13 protein-coding genes and 1 tRNA gene are annotated in these 14,446 nt (G+C 61.3%); all 14 read left to right on the plus strand.

The genetic code is table 11. From position 1 onward, the window contains the following. Positions 1 to 16 precede the first annotated feature (16 nt). The 14 genes from infC (at position 17) to ACYQ4Z_RS01625 (ending at position 14,415) form a co-directional block, all read left to right on the plus strand. Positions 17 to 544, plus strand: coding sequence for a translation initiation factor IF-3 (gene infC / locus ACYQ4Z_RS01560; protein ID WP_119334578.1), 528 nt, complete (start codon positions 17 to 19; stop codon positions 542 to 544). Positions 545 to 652: 108 nt separating this feature from the next. Beyond that, positions 653 to 850, plus strand: coding sequence for a 50S ribosomal protein L35 (gene rpmI, locus ACYQ4Z_RS01565; RefSeq protein ID WP_459859815.1), 198 nt, complete (start codon positions 653 to 655; stop codon positions 848 to 850). 12 nt (positions 851 to 862) lie between these two features. Continuing rightward, entirely contained in the window at positions 863 to 1,222 is a 360-nt protein-coding gene (gene rplT / locus ACYQ4Z_RS01570) for a 50S ribosomal protein L20 (RefSeq protein WP_119334580.1), read from the plus strand. Positions 1,223 to 1,324: 102 nt separating this feature from the next. Continuing rightward, positions 1,325 to 2,341 (plus strand): phenylalanine--tRNA ligase subunit alpha, encoded by a 1,017-nt coding sequence (gene pheS, locus ACYQ4Z_RS01575; RefSeq protein ID WP_459859817.1) that lies wholly within the window; start codon positions 1,325 to 1,327, stop codon positions 2,339 to 2,341. Between the two features lie 10 nt (positions 2,342 to 2,351). Further along, positions 2,352 to 4,823 carry a phenylalanine--tRNA ligase subunit beta gene (gene pheT / locus ACYQ4Z_RS01580; RefSeq protein ID WP_459859819.1) on the plus strand — a complete coding sequence of 824 codons (2,472 nt, stop codon included), beginning with the start codon at positions 2,352 to 2,354 and terminating at the stop codon, positions 4,821 to 4,823. Between the two features lie 31 nt (positions 4,824 to 4,854). Beyond that, positions 4,855 to 5,187, plus strand: a complete 333-nt coding sequence (locus ACYQ4Z_RS01585; protein WP_459859821.1) for an integration host factor subunit alpha — start codon at positions 4,855 to 4,857, stop codon at positions 5,185 to 5,187. Next, entirely contained in the window at positions 5,168 to 5,557 is a 390-nt protein-coding gene (locus ACYQ4Z_RS01590; RefSeq protein WP_170141245.1) for a MerR family transcriptional regulator, read from the plus strand. Before ACYQ4Z_RS01585 ends, ACYQ4Z_RS01590 begins: the two co-directional genes overlap by 20 nt. Before the next feature lie 868 nt (positions 5,558 to 6,425). After that, a complete protein-coding gene (locus ACYQ4Z_RS01595; protein WP_119334379.1) occupies positions 6,426 to 7,592 on the plus strand; it encodes an IS256 family transposase in 1,167 nt (388 codons plus the stop codon). 148 nt (positions 7,593 to 7,740) lie between these two features. Beyond that, positions 7,741 to 7,817, plus strand: a tRNA-Pro gene (locus tag ACYQ4Z_RS01600). Between the two features lie 72 nt (positions 7,818 to 7,889). Further along, positions 7,890 to 8,972 (plus strand): efflux RND transporter periplasmic adaptor subunit, encoded by a 1,083-nt coding sequence (locus ACYQ4Z_RS01605; protein ID WP_459859823.1) that lies wholly within the window; start codon positions 7,890 to 7,892, stop codon positions 8,970 to 8,972. 10 nt (positions 8,973 to 8,982) lie between these two features. Continuing rightward, positions 8,983 to 12,300 carry an efflux RND transporter permease subunit gene (locus tag ACYQ4Z_RS01610; protein ID WP_219973388.1) on the plus strand — a complete coding sequence of 1,106 codons (3,318 nt, stop codon included), beginning with the start codon at positions 8,983 to 8,985 and terminating at the stop codon, positions 12,298 to 12,300. A 90-nt stretch (positions 12,301 to 12,390) separates the two neighbouring features. Beyond that, a complete protein-coding gene (locus ACYQ4Z_RS01615; RefSeq protein WP_119336038.1) occupies positions 12,391 to 12,612 on the plus strand; it encodes a YgaP family membrane protein in 222 nt (73 codons plus the stop codon). Between the two features lie 100 nt (positions 12,613 to 12,712). Continuing rightward, positions 12,713 to 13,696 carry an IS5 family transposase gene (locus tag ACYQ4Z_RS01620; RefSeq protein ID WP_108079952.1) on the plus strand — a complete coding sequence of 328 codons (984 nt, stop codon included), beginning with the start codon at positions 12,713 to 12,715 and terminating at the stop codon, positions 13,694 to 13,696. A gap of 185 nt (positions 13,697 to 13,881) precedes the next feature. Next, positions 13,882 to 14,415, plus strand: coding sequence for a hypothetical protein (locus ACYQ4Z_RS01625; RefSeq protein ID WP_459859826.1), 534 nt, complete (start codon positions 13,882 to 13,884; stop codon positions 14,413 to 14,415). Positions 14,416 to 14,446: the final 31 nt, after the last annotated feature.

Below are 14,446 nucleotides of genomic sequence, written 5' to 3' on the forward strand. Positions count from 1 at the left end.
TAGGGAGAAGACAGCCATCGCTCAGGAAAAGAAAGTGCGCGTCAATGACGAGATCGACGCGCCGCAGGTACGATTGATCGGCCCGGATGGGCAGCAGGTCGGGATCGTTTCGTTGCGCGAAGCGTTTGCTGCAGCGGACGAAGCGGGGTTGGATCTGGTGGAGATCGCGCCAATGGCCAATCCGCCGGTCTGCAAGATCATGGATTACGGGAAGTACAAGTACCAGGAACAGAAAAAGGCGCAGGAAGCGCGCGCCAAACAAAAACAGATCCAGGTCAAAGAGATCAAAATCCGTCCGGGTACCGACGAAAACGACTACCAAATCAAATTGCGCAATTTGCGCCGTTTTTTGACCGACGGGGACAAAGCCAAGGTGACCTTGCGGTTCCGCGGACGGGAGATGGCCCACCAAGAGCTTGGGCTACGCCAGTTGGAACGGATCCAACAAGATTTGGCGGATATCGGCGTCGTCGAACAGATGCCCAAGCTCGAAGGCCGGCAAATGGTGATGGTGATCGCACCGATCAAAAAAAAGGTAAAATAGCGGGTCTTGCCCCTTGCGCGGGCAAGCGATTCGTTGAACAAGTGGCCGTCGGGCTCTCAAGCATCCGGTGCGATGCGCCTGGCGCCACATCGGAAAGGAGCAGAAGCAATGCCCAAAATGAAGACGAAAAAAGGAGCCGCCAAGCGCTTCAAAGTGCGTGGTAGCGGCAGCATCAAGCGTTCCCAAGCGTTCAAGCGCCACATCCTGACCAAGAAAAGTCCGGACCGCAAGCGGCGGCTGCGTGGGATGGTCAAGGTTCATCCCAGTGACATGGGCTTGGTCAAACAGATGTTGCCGTACGCATAAGGGAGAAGCAAGATGCCTCGGGTAAAACGTGGGGTAACGGCGCGCGCTCGCCACAAAAAAGTTCTGAAGCTCGCGAAAGGGTACCGCGGTCGCCGCAAGAACGTCTATCGGGTAGCCAAACAGGCGGTGATGAAGGCGTTGCAATACGCCTACCGTGACCGCCGTCAGCGCAAACGCCAGTTCCGTGCGCTCTGGATCACTCGGATCAACGCGGCTGCGCGCGAACACGGCATGACCTACAGCGAATTCATCAACGGTTTGAAGAAAGCGCAAGTGGACGTCGACCGTAAAGTGTTGGCCGATCTTGCCGTCTTCGACAAACCCGCGTTTGGTGCGTTGGTGGAAAAAGCGCGCGCGCACCTGACTGCTTGATTGTGTTGCGCCATCGGAGGACGCGCAAGTCGCTAGCGACTGCGGTGGCGCGAAACGAAAAAGGGAGGCGCGCCTCCCTTTTTTTGTTGGTGAGGAACGAAGATGGGTAGCGAATGGGTTCGGGAGGCAGAAGCCGCATTTGCTGCGGCGACGACAGTCGCTGCGCTGGAAGACGCCAAAGCGCGTTTTCTAGGGAAAAACGGCGTCATCACGAATGCGTTGAAAGGCTTGGGTAAGCTCCCGCCAGAGAAGCGCAAAGCGCAAGGGGCGGCGATCAATGCGGCCAAAGCGCGCATCGAAGCGTTGCTCGAAGCCGCGCGGGCGCGTCTGGAAGCGGAGCAGTTGGCACGGTCACTTGCCGCGCAAGCAATCGACGTCACGTTGCCGGGACGCCACCGTTCGGTCGGTGCGCCCCACCCGGTTTGGCGCACGCTTGAGCGGGTCGAGGCTTTGTTTGCGTCGTTGGGGTTTTCGGTGGCCGACGGTCCTGAAATCGAAGACGACTGGCACAATTTCACCGCGCTCAATACGCCGGAAGATCACCCCGCGCGCTCGATGCACGACACGTTTTACCTCGAAGGGCGCTCGGACGTGGTGCTCCGCACCCATACCAGTCCCGTTCAGATCCGGGCGATGCGCGCCCATGTCGCCGCGCACGGTGCCGCGTCGGAGTTGCGTATCATCGCGCCGGGACGGGTCTATCGCGTCGATTCGGACGCGACCCATTCGCCGATGTTCCATCAGTTGGAAGGGCTCTGGGTTGGGCCGACCATCGCCTTTACCCACCTCAAAGGGGTCGTGCAAGCGTTTCTGCACGCCTTTTTCGAAACCGACGCGCTCGAAGTGCGTTTTCGGCCGTCGTTCTTCCCATTCACCGAACCGTCGGCTGAGATCGACGTCCGGTTCATGAGCGGCGCGCTCAAAGGGAAGTGGTTGGAGATCGCTGGCTGCGGCATGGTTCATCCTACGGTGCTTGCCAACGGTGGCTTCGATCCCGAACAGGTCCGTGGTTTTGCGTTCGGTTTCGGCCTCGACCGGTTGGCGATGTTGCAGTACGGGATCAACGACCTCAGGCTCTTCTTCGAGAACGACGTGCGCTTCTTGGCGCAGTTCGCGTAGGGAATCGACGATGAAAATTCTGGTGAGTTGGCTGGAATCGTGGGTGAAGGACGCCGCGCCGCTCGACGTGGCGACGCTTGCGGAGCGGTTGACGATGGCAGGGCTCGAAGTAGAAAGTGTCGAGCCGGTTGCACCGCCCTTCACTGGCGTGGTTGTCGGCGAGATTGTCGAAGTGGCGCCGCATCCCAACGCGGACAAGCTGCGTCTCTGTACCGTCGATGTCGGGCAAGGCGAGCCGCTTGCGATCGTTTGTGGCGCACCGAACGCTCGCGTGGGGCTCAAAGCGCCGTGCGCGCTCGTCGGTGCGCAGCTGCCGGGCGGCTTGACCATTCGCCAAGCCAAATTGCGCGGGGTGGCGTCGTTCGGGATGCTCTGCTCGGCGCGGGAGTTGGGCATTTCCGACGACCACGCCGGGTTGATGGAACTCCCTGCCGACGCGCCGGTTGGTGCCGATATTCGCCGCTACCTGCAACTCGACGATGCGGTAATCGAGCTCAAGATGACCCCAAACCGCGCCGATTGCCTCAGTGTCTTGGGCGTTGCGCGCGAAGTGGCGGCACTTACGAATACGTCTGTGACCCCGCCGTGGGCGCCGGGCACGGTAACCGAGCGCGACCATCCCTTGTCGCCGCAAGCACCACTCGTGCCGTCTGCAGGCTTTACCGCCGGGCGAGCGGTGCGTCTCGACGCGCCAGAAGCGTGTCCCCGTTATCTCGGGCGCTGGATCCGCGGCGTCGACCCCACGCGGCCAACGCCCGAATGGATCGAACGGCGTCTGCGCGCTGCGGGTTTGCGCCCAATCCATTTTCTGGTCGATGTCACCAACTACGTGATGCTCGAATTGGGCCAGCCACTGCACGCGTTCGACGCGCAGCAGTTGGCAGGCGACATCACCGTGCGCTGGGCTCGAGACGGCGAGCGACTGACGGTGCTGACCGGTGACGAGGTGACGCTCGACGCCGCGACCCTCGTGATCGCCGACGCCCAAGGCCCGGTGGCGTTGGCCGGTCTGATGGGCGGGCTCGAAAGTGGCGTGCGCACGACGACGACCGAGATTTTTCTGGAAAGTGCCCATTTCACTCCCAGCGCAATCGCTGGGCGCGCCCGACGTTACGGGCTGAATTCGGACGCGGCGCACCGCTTCGAACGCGGTGTCGATCCAGAAGGGTGCCGCCGTGCGCTGGAACGGGCAACCGCGTTGATCCTTGAGATTGCTGGGGGCGAAGCGAGCGAAGTGGTCGTTGCCGAATCGCCCGCTCATTTACCGGTGCGGTCGGCGATCACCGTCACCGCGTCGCGGCTTGCCGCCCACTTGGGGGTTCCCGTGAACGCAGACGATGCCGCGCGGTGGCTCGAACGCGAAGGGGTGGCCACTCAGGTGGTCGGTGAGACGATCACCGCGGTGCCACCAAGCTGGCGCTTCGATCTGGCGATTCCGGAAGATTTGGCCGAAGAGGTGGCGCGGTTGATCGGCTATGACGCGATCCCAGCGCAAATGCCGGAGATCTCCGCAGTGATGGGGCAATCGCCCGAAACCCGCCGTGCGCGCCATGCGGTCCGCCATTTCTTGTGCACGCGTGGCTACAGTGAAGCGATCACCTACGCGTTCGTCGAGAAGCGTTGGGAGACCGAGGTGCTGGGCAACGCACAGCCGATCGCGTTGGCGAACCCCATCGCTGCGCCGCTTGCGGTGATGCGCTCTTCCCTCATTCCCGGGTTGGTGGACGCGGTTGCGGCAAACCGCAAACGGCAAGTCGAAAGCGTGCGGCTCTTCGAAATCGGACGCTGCTTTCTTTCGGCAGAGCCGATTACTGCGGTGACCCAAGACGCGCTCGATGCCGCGCTCGCCCATCACCAGCCGCTGAAATTGGCGGCGATCGCTTGGGGAACCGCGGAGCCGGGGTGGACGGAGGCGGGGCACCGTGCGGTTGACTTCTTCGATCTCAAAGGGGATCTCGAAGCGCTCTTCACACCGGAAACGCTCGCGTTCGAACGGGTCGAACACCCGGCGCTCCATCCGGGGCGTTCGGCGTCGGTTTGGTTGGTTCAGGGCAAGGAGCGAACCCAGATCGGGGTGATTGGAGAGCTCCACCCGAAATGGGCACGCCACTGGGAGCTGAAACCGGCGCCGGTGGTTTTCGAGATCGAGCTGGAATGGGCGCTCGCGCGCCGCAAACCCGAATACCAACCGCTCTCGAAGCAACCGATGGTGACACGCGATCTGGCGTTCTTGGTGCCCGAAGGGCGCTCTGCCGCCGAACTGATCGCCGTGGCGCGTGCCGCTGCGCCGCAAGCGCTGCAATCGGTCTGGGTGTTTGACGTCTACCAAGGAAAAGGGTTGCCGGAAGGGATGAAGAGCGTGGCGTTGCGATTCCGCTGGCAGCATCCGGAGCGAACACTTACCGACGCCGAGATCGACGAAGCGGTGGTGCAGATCGTCGACGCGCTTGCCGCCCAATGTGCCGCAACCCTGCGTCAGTGATCGCGAATGCGTTGGAGCGACAGAGGATACGATGGCTGCAGAATTGACGAAAGCAGAGCTGACGGAGATCTTGGTCGAGCAGGTGGGGATTCCCCGTGCCGAGGCCAAACAATTGGTCGAGTGTTTTTTCGAGACGATCACCGAACGGCTGGTTGCCGGGGAAACGGTGAAACTTTCCGGGTTTGGCGTTTTCGAGGTTCGGGACAAGCCGCAGCGCCCGGGGCGTAACCCGCGAACGGGAGAGGTCGTTCCGATCGAACCGAGGCGTGTGGTAACCTTTCACGCCAGCAACAAACTCAAAGAGGCAGTCGCCCACCATGACCTCGTCGAACGAAACCCGGAACGTGAACCCGCAGTGGTCTGATTTGCCGGAAGTGCCCGCCAAACCGTTTTTCACGCGGCAAGAGGCAGCCGAGCTCGTCGGCGTACCGGAGCGGCTCTTACGGCAGTGGGAACGGGAGTTTGCAGTGGACCACCCGCGCGGGCGGACGCGGCGTTTTTTTCGCCGCAGCGAAATCCTCTTGTTGCGGCGCATCCGGCGGCTGCTTTTGGGGGAGGGCAGGTCGCATGACGAGGTGCGACAATTGCTCGGGCTCAGCGCACTGGCGGATGAGGCGGTGAGTGAGCAACTGGCGAGCTGGTGCGGAGCGCTTGCCGAAGTCGAGCATGCGCTTGCGGCGGTGGTTCGGTATCTAAATGCCGTGCTGGAAAAAACCCCGACTCAACAACCTTGATCCTTGGTGAACTCGACTTCACCTGTTCCCGGCGTGCTGGGGAATGATGCTGCGTCACAGAAAGTGTGTAAAATACAATCGATCTCATTCGCAATGTAATTTTTGGTACAAGCACGGATATGGTGGTAAATCGTACTGATGAGCGATGCCGCTCGTGGATGCAAACGCTGCTGCCCAACAGCTCAAAGTGATCGGAACGTACATGGTCGGCCAAGGGGGAAGATGCTCGAGAAGAACAGTTCGCTCTCTCAGGCGGACGAACGGTACCGGTACGCGCGGCAAAACAGCTTTGACCATGACTCGTTGTGGCCGCGTCTTCGCAATGAAGTCGTAGTTGAATTGGCAGCCATACTTCGCGAAGTGACGCTATTCCGTAATGAAAGCGCATACCCCAGGAGACTGATCCGCTTTGGGTAGATGTCAGTATTCTGCTGGGAAGTTTGGCAGTTGGCGCGGTTGCTTGCGGTGCTGTTGTGTGGAAACAAAAGAGAAGACATAACCCCTTTCGTGTTGACGATAACAATTCTCATTATCTATAATATTGACACTAACAATAAAGAGTATGCCATCATGATGCGGCACAGTGGATCAGGGGGCGCCGAACAGTAGATGATCGCTGGATCGAAGCTGGGACAGAGGTGCAGGATCGTACCGTTGAATCGTGCGTTGGAGTGCAGTCGATGCAGCAGAAGCTCCTTGGGCAGAAACGTGCGACTTCTCCTGTGGGCAGTTCTTCAATGAGCGAATGGCTCAATTGTGAATGGTTGGTTGTGTACCATCCTTTCTGTAAATTCCGTTTAGCGCCTATGGCAGGAAGTGCGCGGCGCTCGGTCTGACGCCATGACTTCGAGAAAGGAGTATGCCCATCATGGCGATGCGTGTCGAAACCAATCCTTTGGAAATGGCTTATGCTGTGTTGCTCGAACACGGACTGGAGGGTGCCGGCGAGGCTCTGCGCATCCTCGTCAATGAAGCCGCCAAGATCGAACGATCCCAGTTCCTTGGAGCGGCGCCCTATGAACGTAGTGAGCGACGGCGTGACTACGCCAACGGGTACAAACCCAAGACGGTACTCACCCGCCTTGGTGAGCTGACCTTTCAGGTGCCCCAGGTGCGTTGCGGCGACTTCTACCCTTCTGCCCTCGAAAAAGGCACCCGCACCGATCAGGCGGTGCATCTGGCCCTGGCCGAGATGTACGTCCAGGGGGTCTCCACCCGCCGGGTGATCGAGGTACTGCAGCGCCTGCTGGGGCCGGAGATTTCGCTCTCCACCGCCCAGGTGAGCCGTGCCGCCGCCAGGCTCGACGAGGGGCTTGCGGCCTGGCGCGAGCGTCCTCTGGGCGAAGTGCCCTATCTCTTTCTGGATGCCCGTTACGAGAAAGTGCGGCTGGAAGGGCGAATCGTCGATTGTGCCGTCTTGATCGCCGTCGGCGTCGATGCGACGGGCAAACGGCGGGTGCTCGGTTGCACGGTGGCCACGTCGGAAGCCGAGATCAATTGGCGACGTTTCCTGGAATCCCTCCTTGCCCGCGGTTTGCACGGGATCAAGCTCATCATCGCGGATGATCATGCGGGCCTCAAAGCTGCCCGCAAAGCGGTGTTCCCTTCTGTTCCCTGGCAGCGTTGCCAGTTCCATCTGCAGCAAAACGCCGGCCAGTTCGTCACCCGACAGGAGGCGAAAAAGCACGTCGCCGCGACACTGCGCGCGATCTTCAATGCTCCGGACAAGGCAGAAGCCGAGCGGCTTTTGAAAGCCGCCCTGGACACCTGGCGCAAGGAGCATCCGAAACTGGCCGAGTGGGCCGAAACCGCGATTCCTGAATCCCTGACGGTGTTCGACTTCCCCGCTGCGCACCGTATCCGTTTGCGTACCACCAACGGGCTGGAACGCATCAACCGGGAACTGCGACGACGCACCCGAGTGGCCAGCATCTTCCCCAACATGGATTCCTGCCTGCGCCTGGTCTCGGCGCTGCTGGCCGAACTCGACGACGAGTGGATGACCGGCAAGGTCTATCTCAACCTCAACCCGTAACCCCGGCGTCATGACCAACACCACGGAAATTTACAGAAAAAAGGTTGCACAACCAGTCTTAGTCCGAGGGTGCAAATGCGATAGCCCTGACTGAACGAATACAAAACTATTGTGTGACCAGCGTGCTATGCTATAATTCGCAAGGTGTCGGGGCGTAGCGCAGCCTGGTAGCGCACCTGCATGGGGTGCAGGGGGTCGCGAGTTCAAATCCCGCCGCCCCGACCATCTTCTCTCAGTGGTAGAGAGAATCGATCAGTGTCCCAAGCGGGACTTTTTTTGGCGGCGGAGTATTAGAAAATGATAATACTCAGAAACGTTGTGATGCTGGGTGTGGTCGGTTTTTTGGCAGCGGGCGCTTGGGCGCAAAACGCGCCAGAGGCGGCGCAGGATGATGCGGCGCTTGCGGTCGGTGTCGTCGAACGGCAACAGGTTCGCGAACGCATCGTTGCCGAAGGGGTGATCGAAGCGGTCTTGCAGGCGCGGGTGGCGCCCGAGGTTGCTGGGCGCATCGTCGAGGTGCGCGTCGACGCGGGCACGAAAGTCAAAGCGGGCGATCTCCTTTTCGTGCTCGACGACACGGCGGTGCGCCAAGAGGTGGCTGCGGCCCGTGCGCGCTTGGCGCAGGCCGAAGCGAACCTGGCGCAGGCGCGTGCCGAATGGGAACGGGCGAAAAACCTCTTTGCCCAAAAATTCATCAGTGAATCGCGTCTCGATTCGGCGCGCACCGCACTCGATGCGGCCCAAGCGGAACGCAACGCGGCGCAAGCACAGCTGGCGCGCGCCGAAGCGGCGCTCGCCTATACCCAAGTGAAAGCGCCGTTCGATGGGATAGTCGCGGAGCGCTACGGGAACCAGGGCGATATGGCGCAGCCCGGGCAGCCGCTCCTCTTGCTCTACCAGCCGGGCGCGTTGCGCGCCGTGGCGCAAGTGCCGCAAGAGCGGATTCGCGCGTTGGGGCAGCCGCTTGCTGCCCGCGTCGAAGTCCCCGGGCAAGCGCGTGCTTGGAACGCTACCGCGGTGACGGTGCTGCCCGCGGTCGACCCGAAGACGCAGACGCAGACCGTGCGTGCCGATCTTCCGCCAGACGCAGGTGATGGGCTGGTTCCCGGGACGTTTGCCCGAATGGAGATCTCCGCAGCGGGTGGGGAACGGCTCGTCGTGCCCACGCAAGCGATCCTACGGCGTGGCGAATTGACCGCAGTCTATGTCGAAACCGCCAACGGTTGGCGCTTGCGCCAGGTTCGCCTGGGGGATCGCGTCGATGAGGCGCACGTTCAGGTTCTGGCTGGGCTCGCAGCTGGGGACCGTGTTGCGCTTGACCCGGTGAAAGCAGGATTGATCGCGGCACAAGCGGCGCGCGGCGACGGTGACCGGTCGTAAGGAGCCTGTGATGCGCGAACCGATCCTTCCTGGCGAAACCACGGGCAACCCGCTCGGCATTTCGGGGCGCACCGCGGCCACGTTCCAGCGCAACGCCATTACGCCGCTCCTCGCGCTCGTCCTCTTCTTGGTCGGGCTTTTCGCGATCGTCATCACGCCGAAAGAGGAAGAGCCGCAGATCGACGTGACGATGGCCAACGTCCTGGTGCCCTGGCCCGGCGCGTCGGCGAAAGACGTCGAAGCGATCATCGCGCGGCCCGCGGAACTGGTGTTGTCGCGCATCGCCGGCGTCGATCACGTCTATAGCGTTTCGCGTCCTGGGATTGCGGTGATCACGGTGCAGTTCCAGGTGGGCGTGAAGAACGAGACCGCGCTCGTGCGCCTCTACGACACTGTGATGTCGAACCGCGATTGGCTCAGCCCCAACCTGGGTGTCGGCGAACCGATCGTCAAGCCGAAAGGGATCGACGACGTTCCCGTCGCGGCATTCACGCTCTTTACGCGCGATCCCGAACGAGCCGGGTACGACTTGGAGCGGGTTGCGCACGCGCTGGAGCTCGAACTCAAACGGGTTGAAGGAACACGTGACGTGCGCACGATTGGCGGCCCGGGGCAGGTGGTGCGTGTGGTGTTCGACCCGGTGCGGTTGAACGCCTACAACCTCACCGTCGATGAGCTCAAAACGGCACTGTCGCTTACCAACGTCTCGCTGCCTGCCGGGATGCTCACGCAGGACAACCGCGAAGTGCTCGTGCGCACGGGGTTGTATTTCGATTCGGTCGAAGATGTCGCCAATATCGTCGTCGGCGTCGTCGAAGGGCGACCGGTCTATCTTCGCGATGTTGCCGAGGTGGCGCTCGGTCCAGACGAGCCACGCCGTTACGTCTGGTTTGGCGCCGGGCAAGCCGGGGCGGAGACGTTGGGCATGCCCGCGGGCGCGTCGCAGCCTGCGGTGACGATCTGGGTCTCGAAAAAACCGGGCGCGAACGCCGCAACCGTGGTCGATGCATTGGTCGAACGGATGCGGCTTCTGGAAAACCAGATCATTCCGGAAGGGATCGCCTGGCAGGTGACGCGCGACTATGGCGCGACGGCAACCGACAAAGCCAATACATTGATCGGTAAGCTGATTTTTGCTACCGGTGCGGTGGTGGTGTTGGTGCTCGTGACGCTGGGGTGGCGCGAAGCGGTGATCGTCGGTGTTGCGGTGACGCTCACCCTCATGGCCACGCTCTTTGCCTCGTGGGCGTACGGTTTCACCTTGAACCGCGTTTCGCTCTTTGCCCTCATCTTTTCGATCGGCATTCTGGTCGATGACGCGATCGTCGTCGTCGAGAACATCCACCGCTGGCACCACCTCAAGCCTGGGGAACCGCTGTGGCGCGTGATTCCGCACGCGGTCGACGAGGTGGGTGGGCCGACGATCCTCGCCACGTTCACCGTGATCGCGGCGCTGTTGCCGATGGCGTTCGTCACCGGCCTGATGGGGCCCTACATGAGCCCGATCCCGATCAATGCGTCGATGGGCATGTTCCTTTCGCTCCTCGTTGCGTTCATCGTCACCCCGTGGCTCGCGGGCAAATTGCTCCCCGGCGGGATGGGGAACGCCGGTGCTTCAGCCGGTGACGCCCACCCGCACGAAACGAAGGACGATCGCATTACCGCGGCGCTCGACCGGCTCTTTCGTCGCATCTTCAACCCGATCATGCACCCGAAATACGGGGCGTGGGTTCGCTTCACCTGGGGCCTTGCGGTGATGGCGCTCATTGCGGTGGCGCTGGCGCTACCGGTGCTACAAGCGGTGATTCTCAAGATGTTGCCATTCGACAACAAGAGCGAATTCCAGGTGGTGGTCGATATGCCGCTCGGCACCCCGCCGGAGATGACCAGCCGCGCGCTGCAAGAGATGGGCGAAGCGCTGGCGGCGGCGATCCCCGAGGTGCGCGATTGGCAAGCGTACGCGGGTACCGCGAGCCCGATCAATTTCAACGGGTTGGTGCGGCAGTACTACCTGCGGCAGATGCCGGAGATGGGCGACCTGCAGATCAACCTGGTCGACCGCCGCCACCGCCACCGCAAGAGCCACGAGATCGCGATGGCCGCGCGCCCGATCGTGCAGGAAATTGCGGCGCGCTACGGGGCGACTGCCAAAGTGGTCGAAGTCCCGCCGGGGCCGCCGGTACTTTCGCCGATCGTCGCTGAGATCTACGGGCCGAGCTATGAAGGGCAGATCGCGGTGGCGCGGCAAGTTCGGCAGGTGCTGGAGACGACGCCCGACGTGGTCGACGTCGACGACACTATCGAAGAGGTCGCGCCAGAACTGGTGCTGGTGGTCAATCAGGCGAAAGCGGCGCAATACGGGGTGGCGCAAGCGCAGATCGTTTCGACCATTCGGGTCGCCCTTTCGGGAGATTCGGCCACGTCGCTCTTTGGGGGCAACAACCAGTACGAAGTGCCGGTGCGTATCCAGATGAACGCGGCGCAAAAAGACCGCATCGAGCGGGTGCTGGCGCTCAAGGTCCGTTCGCGCGAAGGGCAGTTGGTGCCGATCGGCGAACTGGTCGATCTGATCGAGCGGCCGCGCGAGCAGGTGATCTACCGCAAAGACCTGCTGCCTGTCGTCTATGTGACCGCCGACGTCGTCGGTCGCACCGATTCGCCGCTCTACGGGATGTTCGCCGCGCGTGCGGCGCTCGATGGGCTGGCGTTCTCCGGTCCCGGCCTCTTCGGCAAGCTGAATGAATGGTTCATCCAGCAACCGAAGAATCCGTACGCGGAATACGCGGTGAAGTGGGATGGTGAGTGGCAGGTCACCTACGAGACCTTCCGCGATATGGGCGCCGCGTACGCCGTCGGGTTGGTGTTGATCTATCTCTTGGTGGTCGCGCACTTCAAGAGCTACGGAACGCCCCTCATTATCATGGCGCCCATTCCGCTCACGATCATCGGGGTGATGCCCGGTCATGCACTCCTCGGGGCGCAGTTTACCGCTACCTCGATGATTGGGATGATCGCGCTGGCGGGGATCATTGTGCGCAACTCGATTCTGCTCGTCGATTTCGTGATCCAGCAGGTTCGCCAGGGAATGGCGTTCGAAGAGGCGATCATCCGTTCCGCCGCGGTGCGCGCGAAACCGATTGCGCTTACCGCGCTCGCCGCGATGATCGGGGCGTTTTTCATCCTCGACGATCCGATCTTCCAGGGGTTGGCGATCAGTTTGATCTTTGGCGTCTTCGTCTCAACTTTGTTGACGCTGGTGGTGATTCCGATGCTGTTTTACGCGGCGAAACGCAAACGAGTCGCTGAACTTGCCGCTGCTGCGGAATGATCCGTGATTGCGTAGCGTAACCGGTAACAAAATGGCGTTGGTCGTTGGGACAAAGGTTGGTTCAAAAACAAGGAGGCTGCAATGAAGCAAATGACCATCAATCAGTGGGTTCGCGCATTTGCCGGGTTTTTCGTGCTGTTGTCGTTGGCGCTCGGCGTGGAAGGTTCGCCCCTTTTCGTCAGCAAAAACTTTTTGTGGTTCACAGCGTTCGTGGGTGCGAACCTCTTCCAGAGTGCGTTCACTGGGCTCTGCCCGCTGGAGAACATCCTGCGCAAACTCGGAGTGCCCGAAAGCGCAGGAGGCTGCCGCTAAGAGACTTCTTGGGACACACTGATTTAATCGCAGATCGATGGGCCGAACTCATCCCTGACATGCGACAATTGAAGTACTGACATTTGATAGGCACTTGACGATGCAAGCGAGCTTTTCCGAACTGGAATATGCGAGCAAGAAGAAAGTGACGCGGCGCGACCGGTTTCTTGCCGAAATCGATGCGGTAACGCCTTGGTCGGCGCTGGTGGCTGAGATCGAACCGTTCTACCCGAAGGGAACCGGACGAGGCCGGCCGCCGATTGGCGTGGAACGCATGCTGCGCATGTATATTGCCCAGCAGTGCTTCGGATTGTCCGATGAAGGGATCGAAGACGCCATCTACGACAGCCAGGCCATCCGGCGCTTCGTTGGCATCGACCTGTCGCGGGAGTCTGCGCCCGATGCCACCACCCTGCTCAAGTTTCGCCGCCTGCTGGAAAAGCACCATCTGACCGAGCGCATCTTTGCTGCCATCAATACCGTGCTGGCGCAGAAGGGTTTGATCCTCAAGGAAGGCACGGTCGTTGATGCCACGATCATCGCCGCACCGTCCTCGACCAAGAACCGAAGCGGCAAGCGCGATCCGGAAATGCATCAAACCAAGAAGGGCAATCAGTGGTACTTTGGCATGAAAGCCCACATTGGCGTCGATGCCGAAACCGGCATCACCCACACGCTGGTGACCACCCCGGCCAACACCAATGATGTCACCCAAGCCCATGCCCTGCTGCATGGAGAAGAGAAAGTGGCCTTTGGCGATGCGGGCTACCAGGGCGTCGAGAAGCGGCAAGAGAACCGCAACGGCAAGGTTCGATGGGAAGTCGCGATGCGTCCGGGCAAACGCAAGGCGCTGCCGAAGACGGCGATGGGCAGGTTGATCGACAAGATCGAGCAACTCAAGGCAAGCGTGCGTGCCAAGGTCGAGCACCCGTTTCACATCGTCAAGAACCTCTTCGGCATGAAGAAGGTACGCTACAAGGGATTGGCGAAGAACACTGCGCAGCTCTACACGCTCTTTGGGTTGGCGAATCTGCTGATCGCCAAGCGGCAATTGTTTGCACTCAACGCCCAAGGTGCGTCCTGAGAGGGGCGAAATGAGGAAATTCGCCGAGAAACGGGGCGAAAGCCAGCCGAAAATGGCGGCAAAAAAGACATTTCTTGCCCACCGAGGTGTGAATGTCGAAGGGATACGGTCACTCTCGCTCATTTCCAGTAAAATGCTGATTTGTTCAGCGTGTCCCTAGCCAGGTCAAGACGCTGGAGAAGGTGTTGCGCGCGCCGTTTTCCGACAAGGAACATCAGCGCCTGGCCCAGCTGGCCGCCAACTGGCGCGCGCTGCTGGCCTTTGACGACGGCGCTCCGAAGCTGGCCGACGCGCTGGAGGTCTTCATCGCCGCCTACCGGCAGCGCTCACCCGACCAGGAGAGGCTGCACGACGAGGTGGTCTTTCAGGCTGGCGTCTACCGCATGGGCCATTGGGCACTGGTCAAGCACTTCATCCCCGGCGTCACCGATTGCCTGGACAGCTTCGGCAACGTCCTGCCCAAGTACCGCGAAGCCTTCAAACGCCGATACGAGGCCGAGGGCAACCTGTCGGTCGAGGCGCAGTCGCAACTGCTCAAGGCCCAGTACGCCATGATCCCCAACCGCCGTGATCCGTACCGGCACGAGGAGATGAAACGCCGAGGGTTGGTTACCGCCGACGGCATCGTGCCGATGGGCGTGAAGGAAGCGCTGGCGTTGATTGAGCGCGAGGAGGCGCAGGCCGAGACACTCTTCACCATTCGCTGGGCCGTCGTCTGACGAAGCGACGCGCCCGCCAACGATTCAACAG

It is taken from the genome of Hydrogenophilus hirschii, assembly GCF_054656675.1.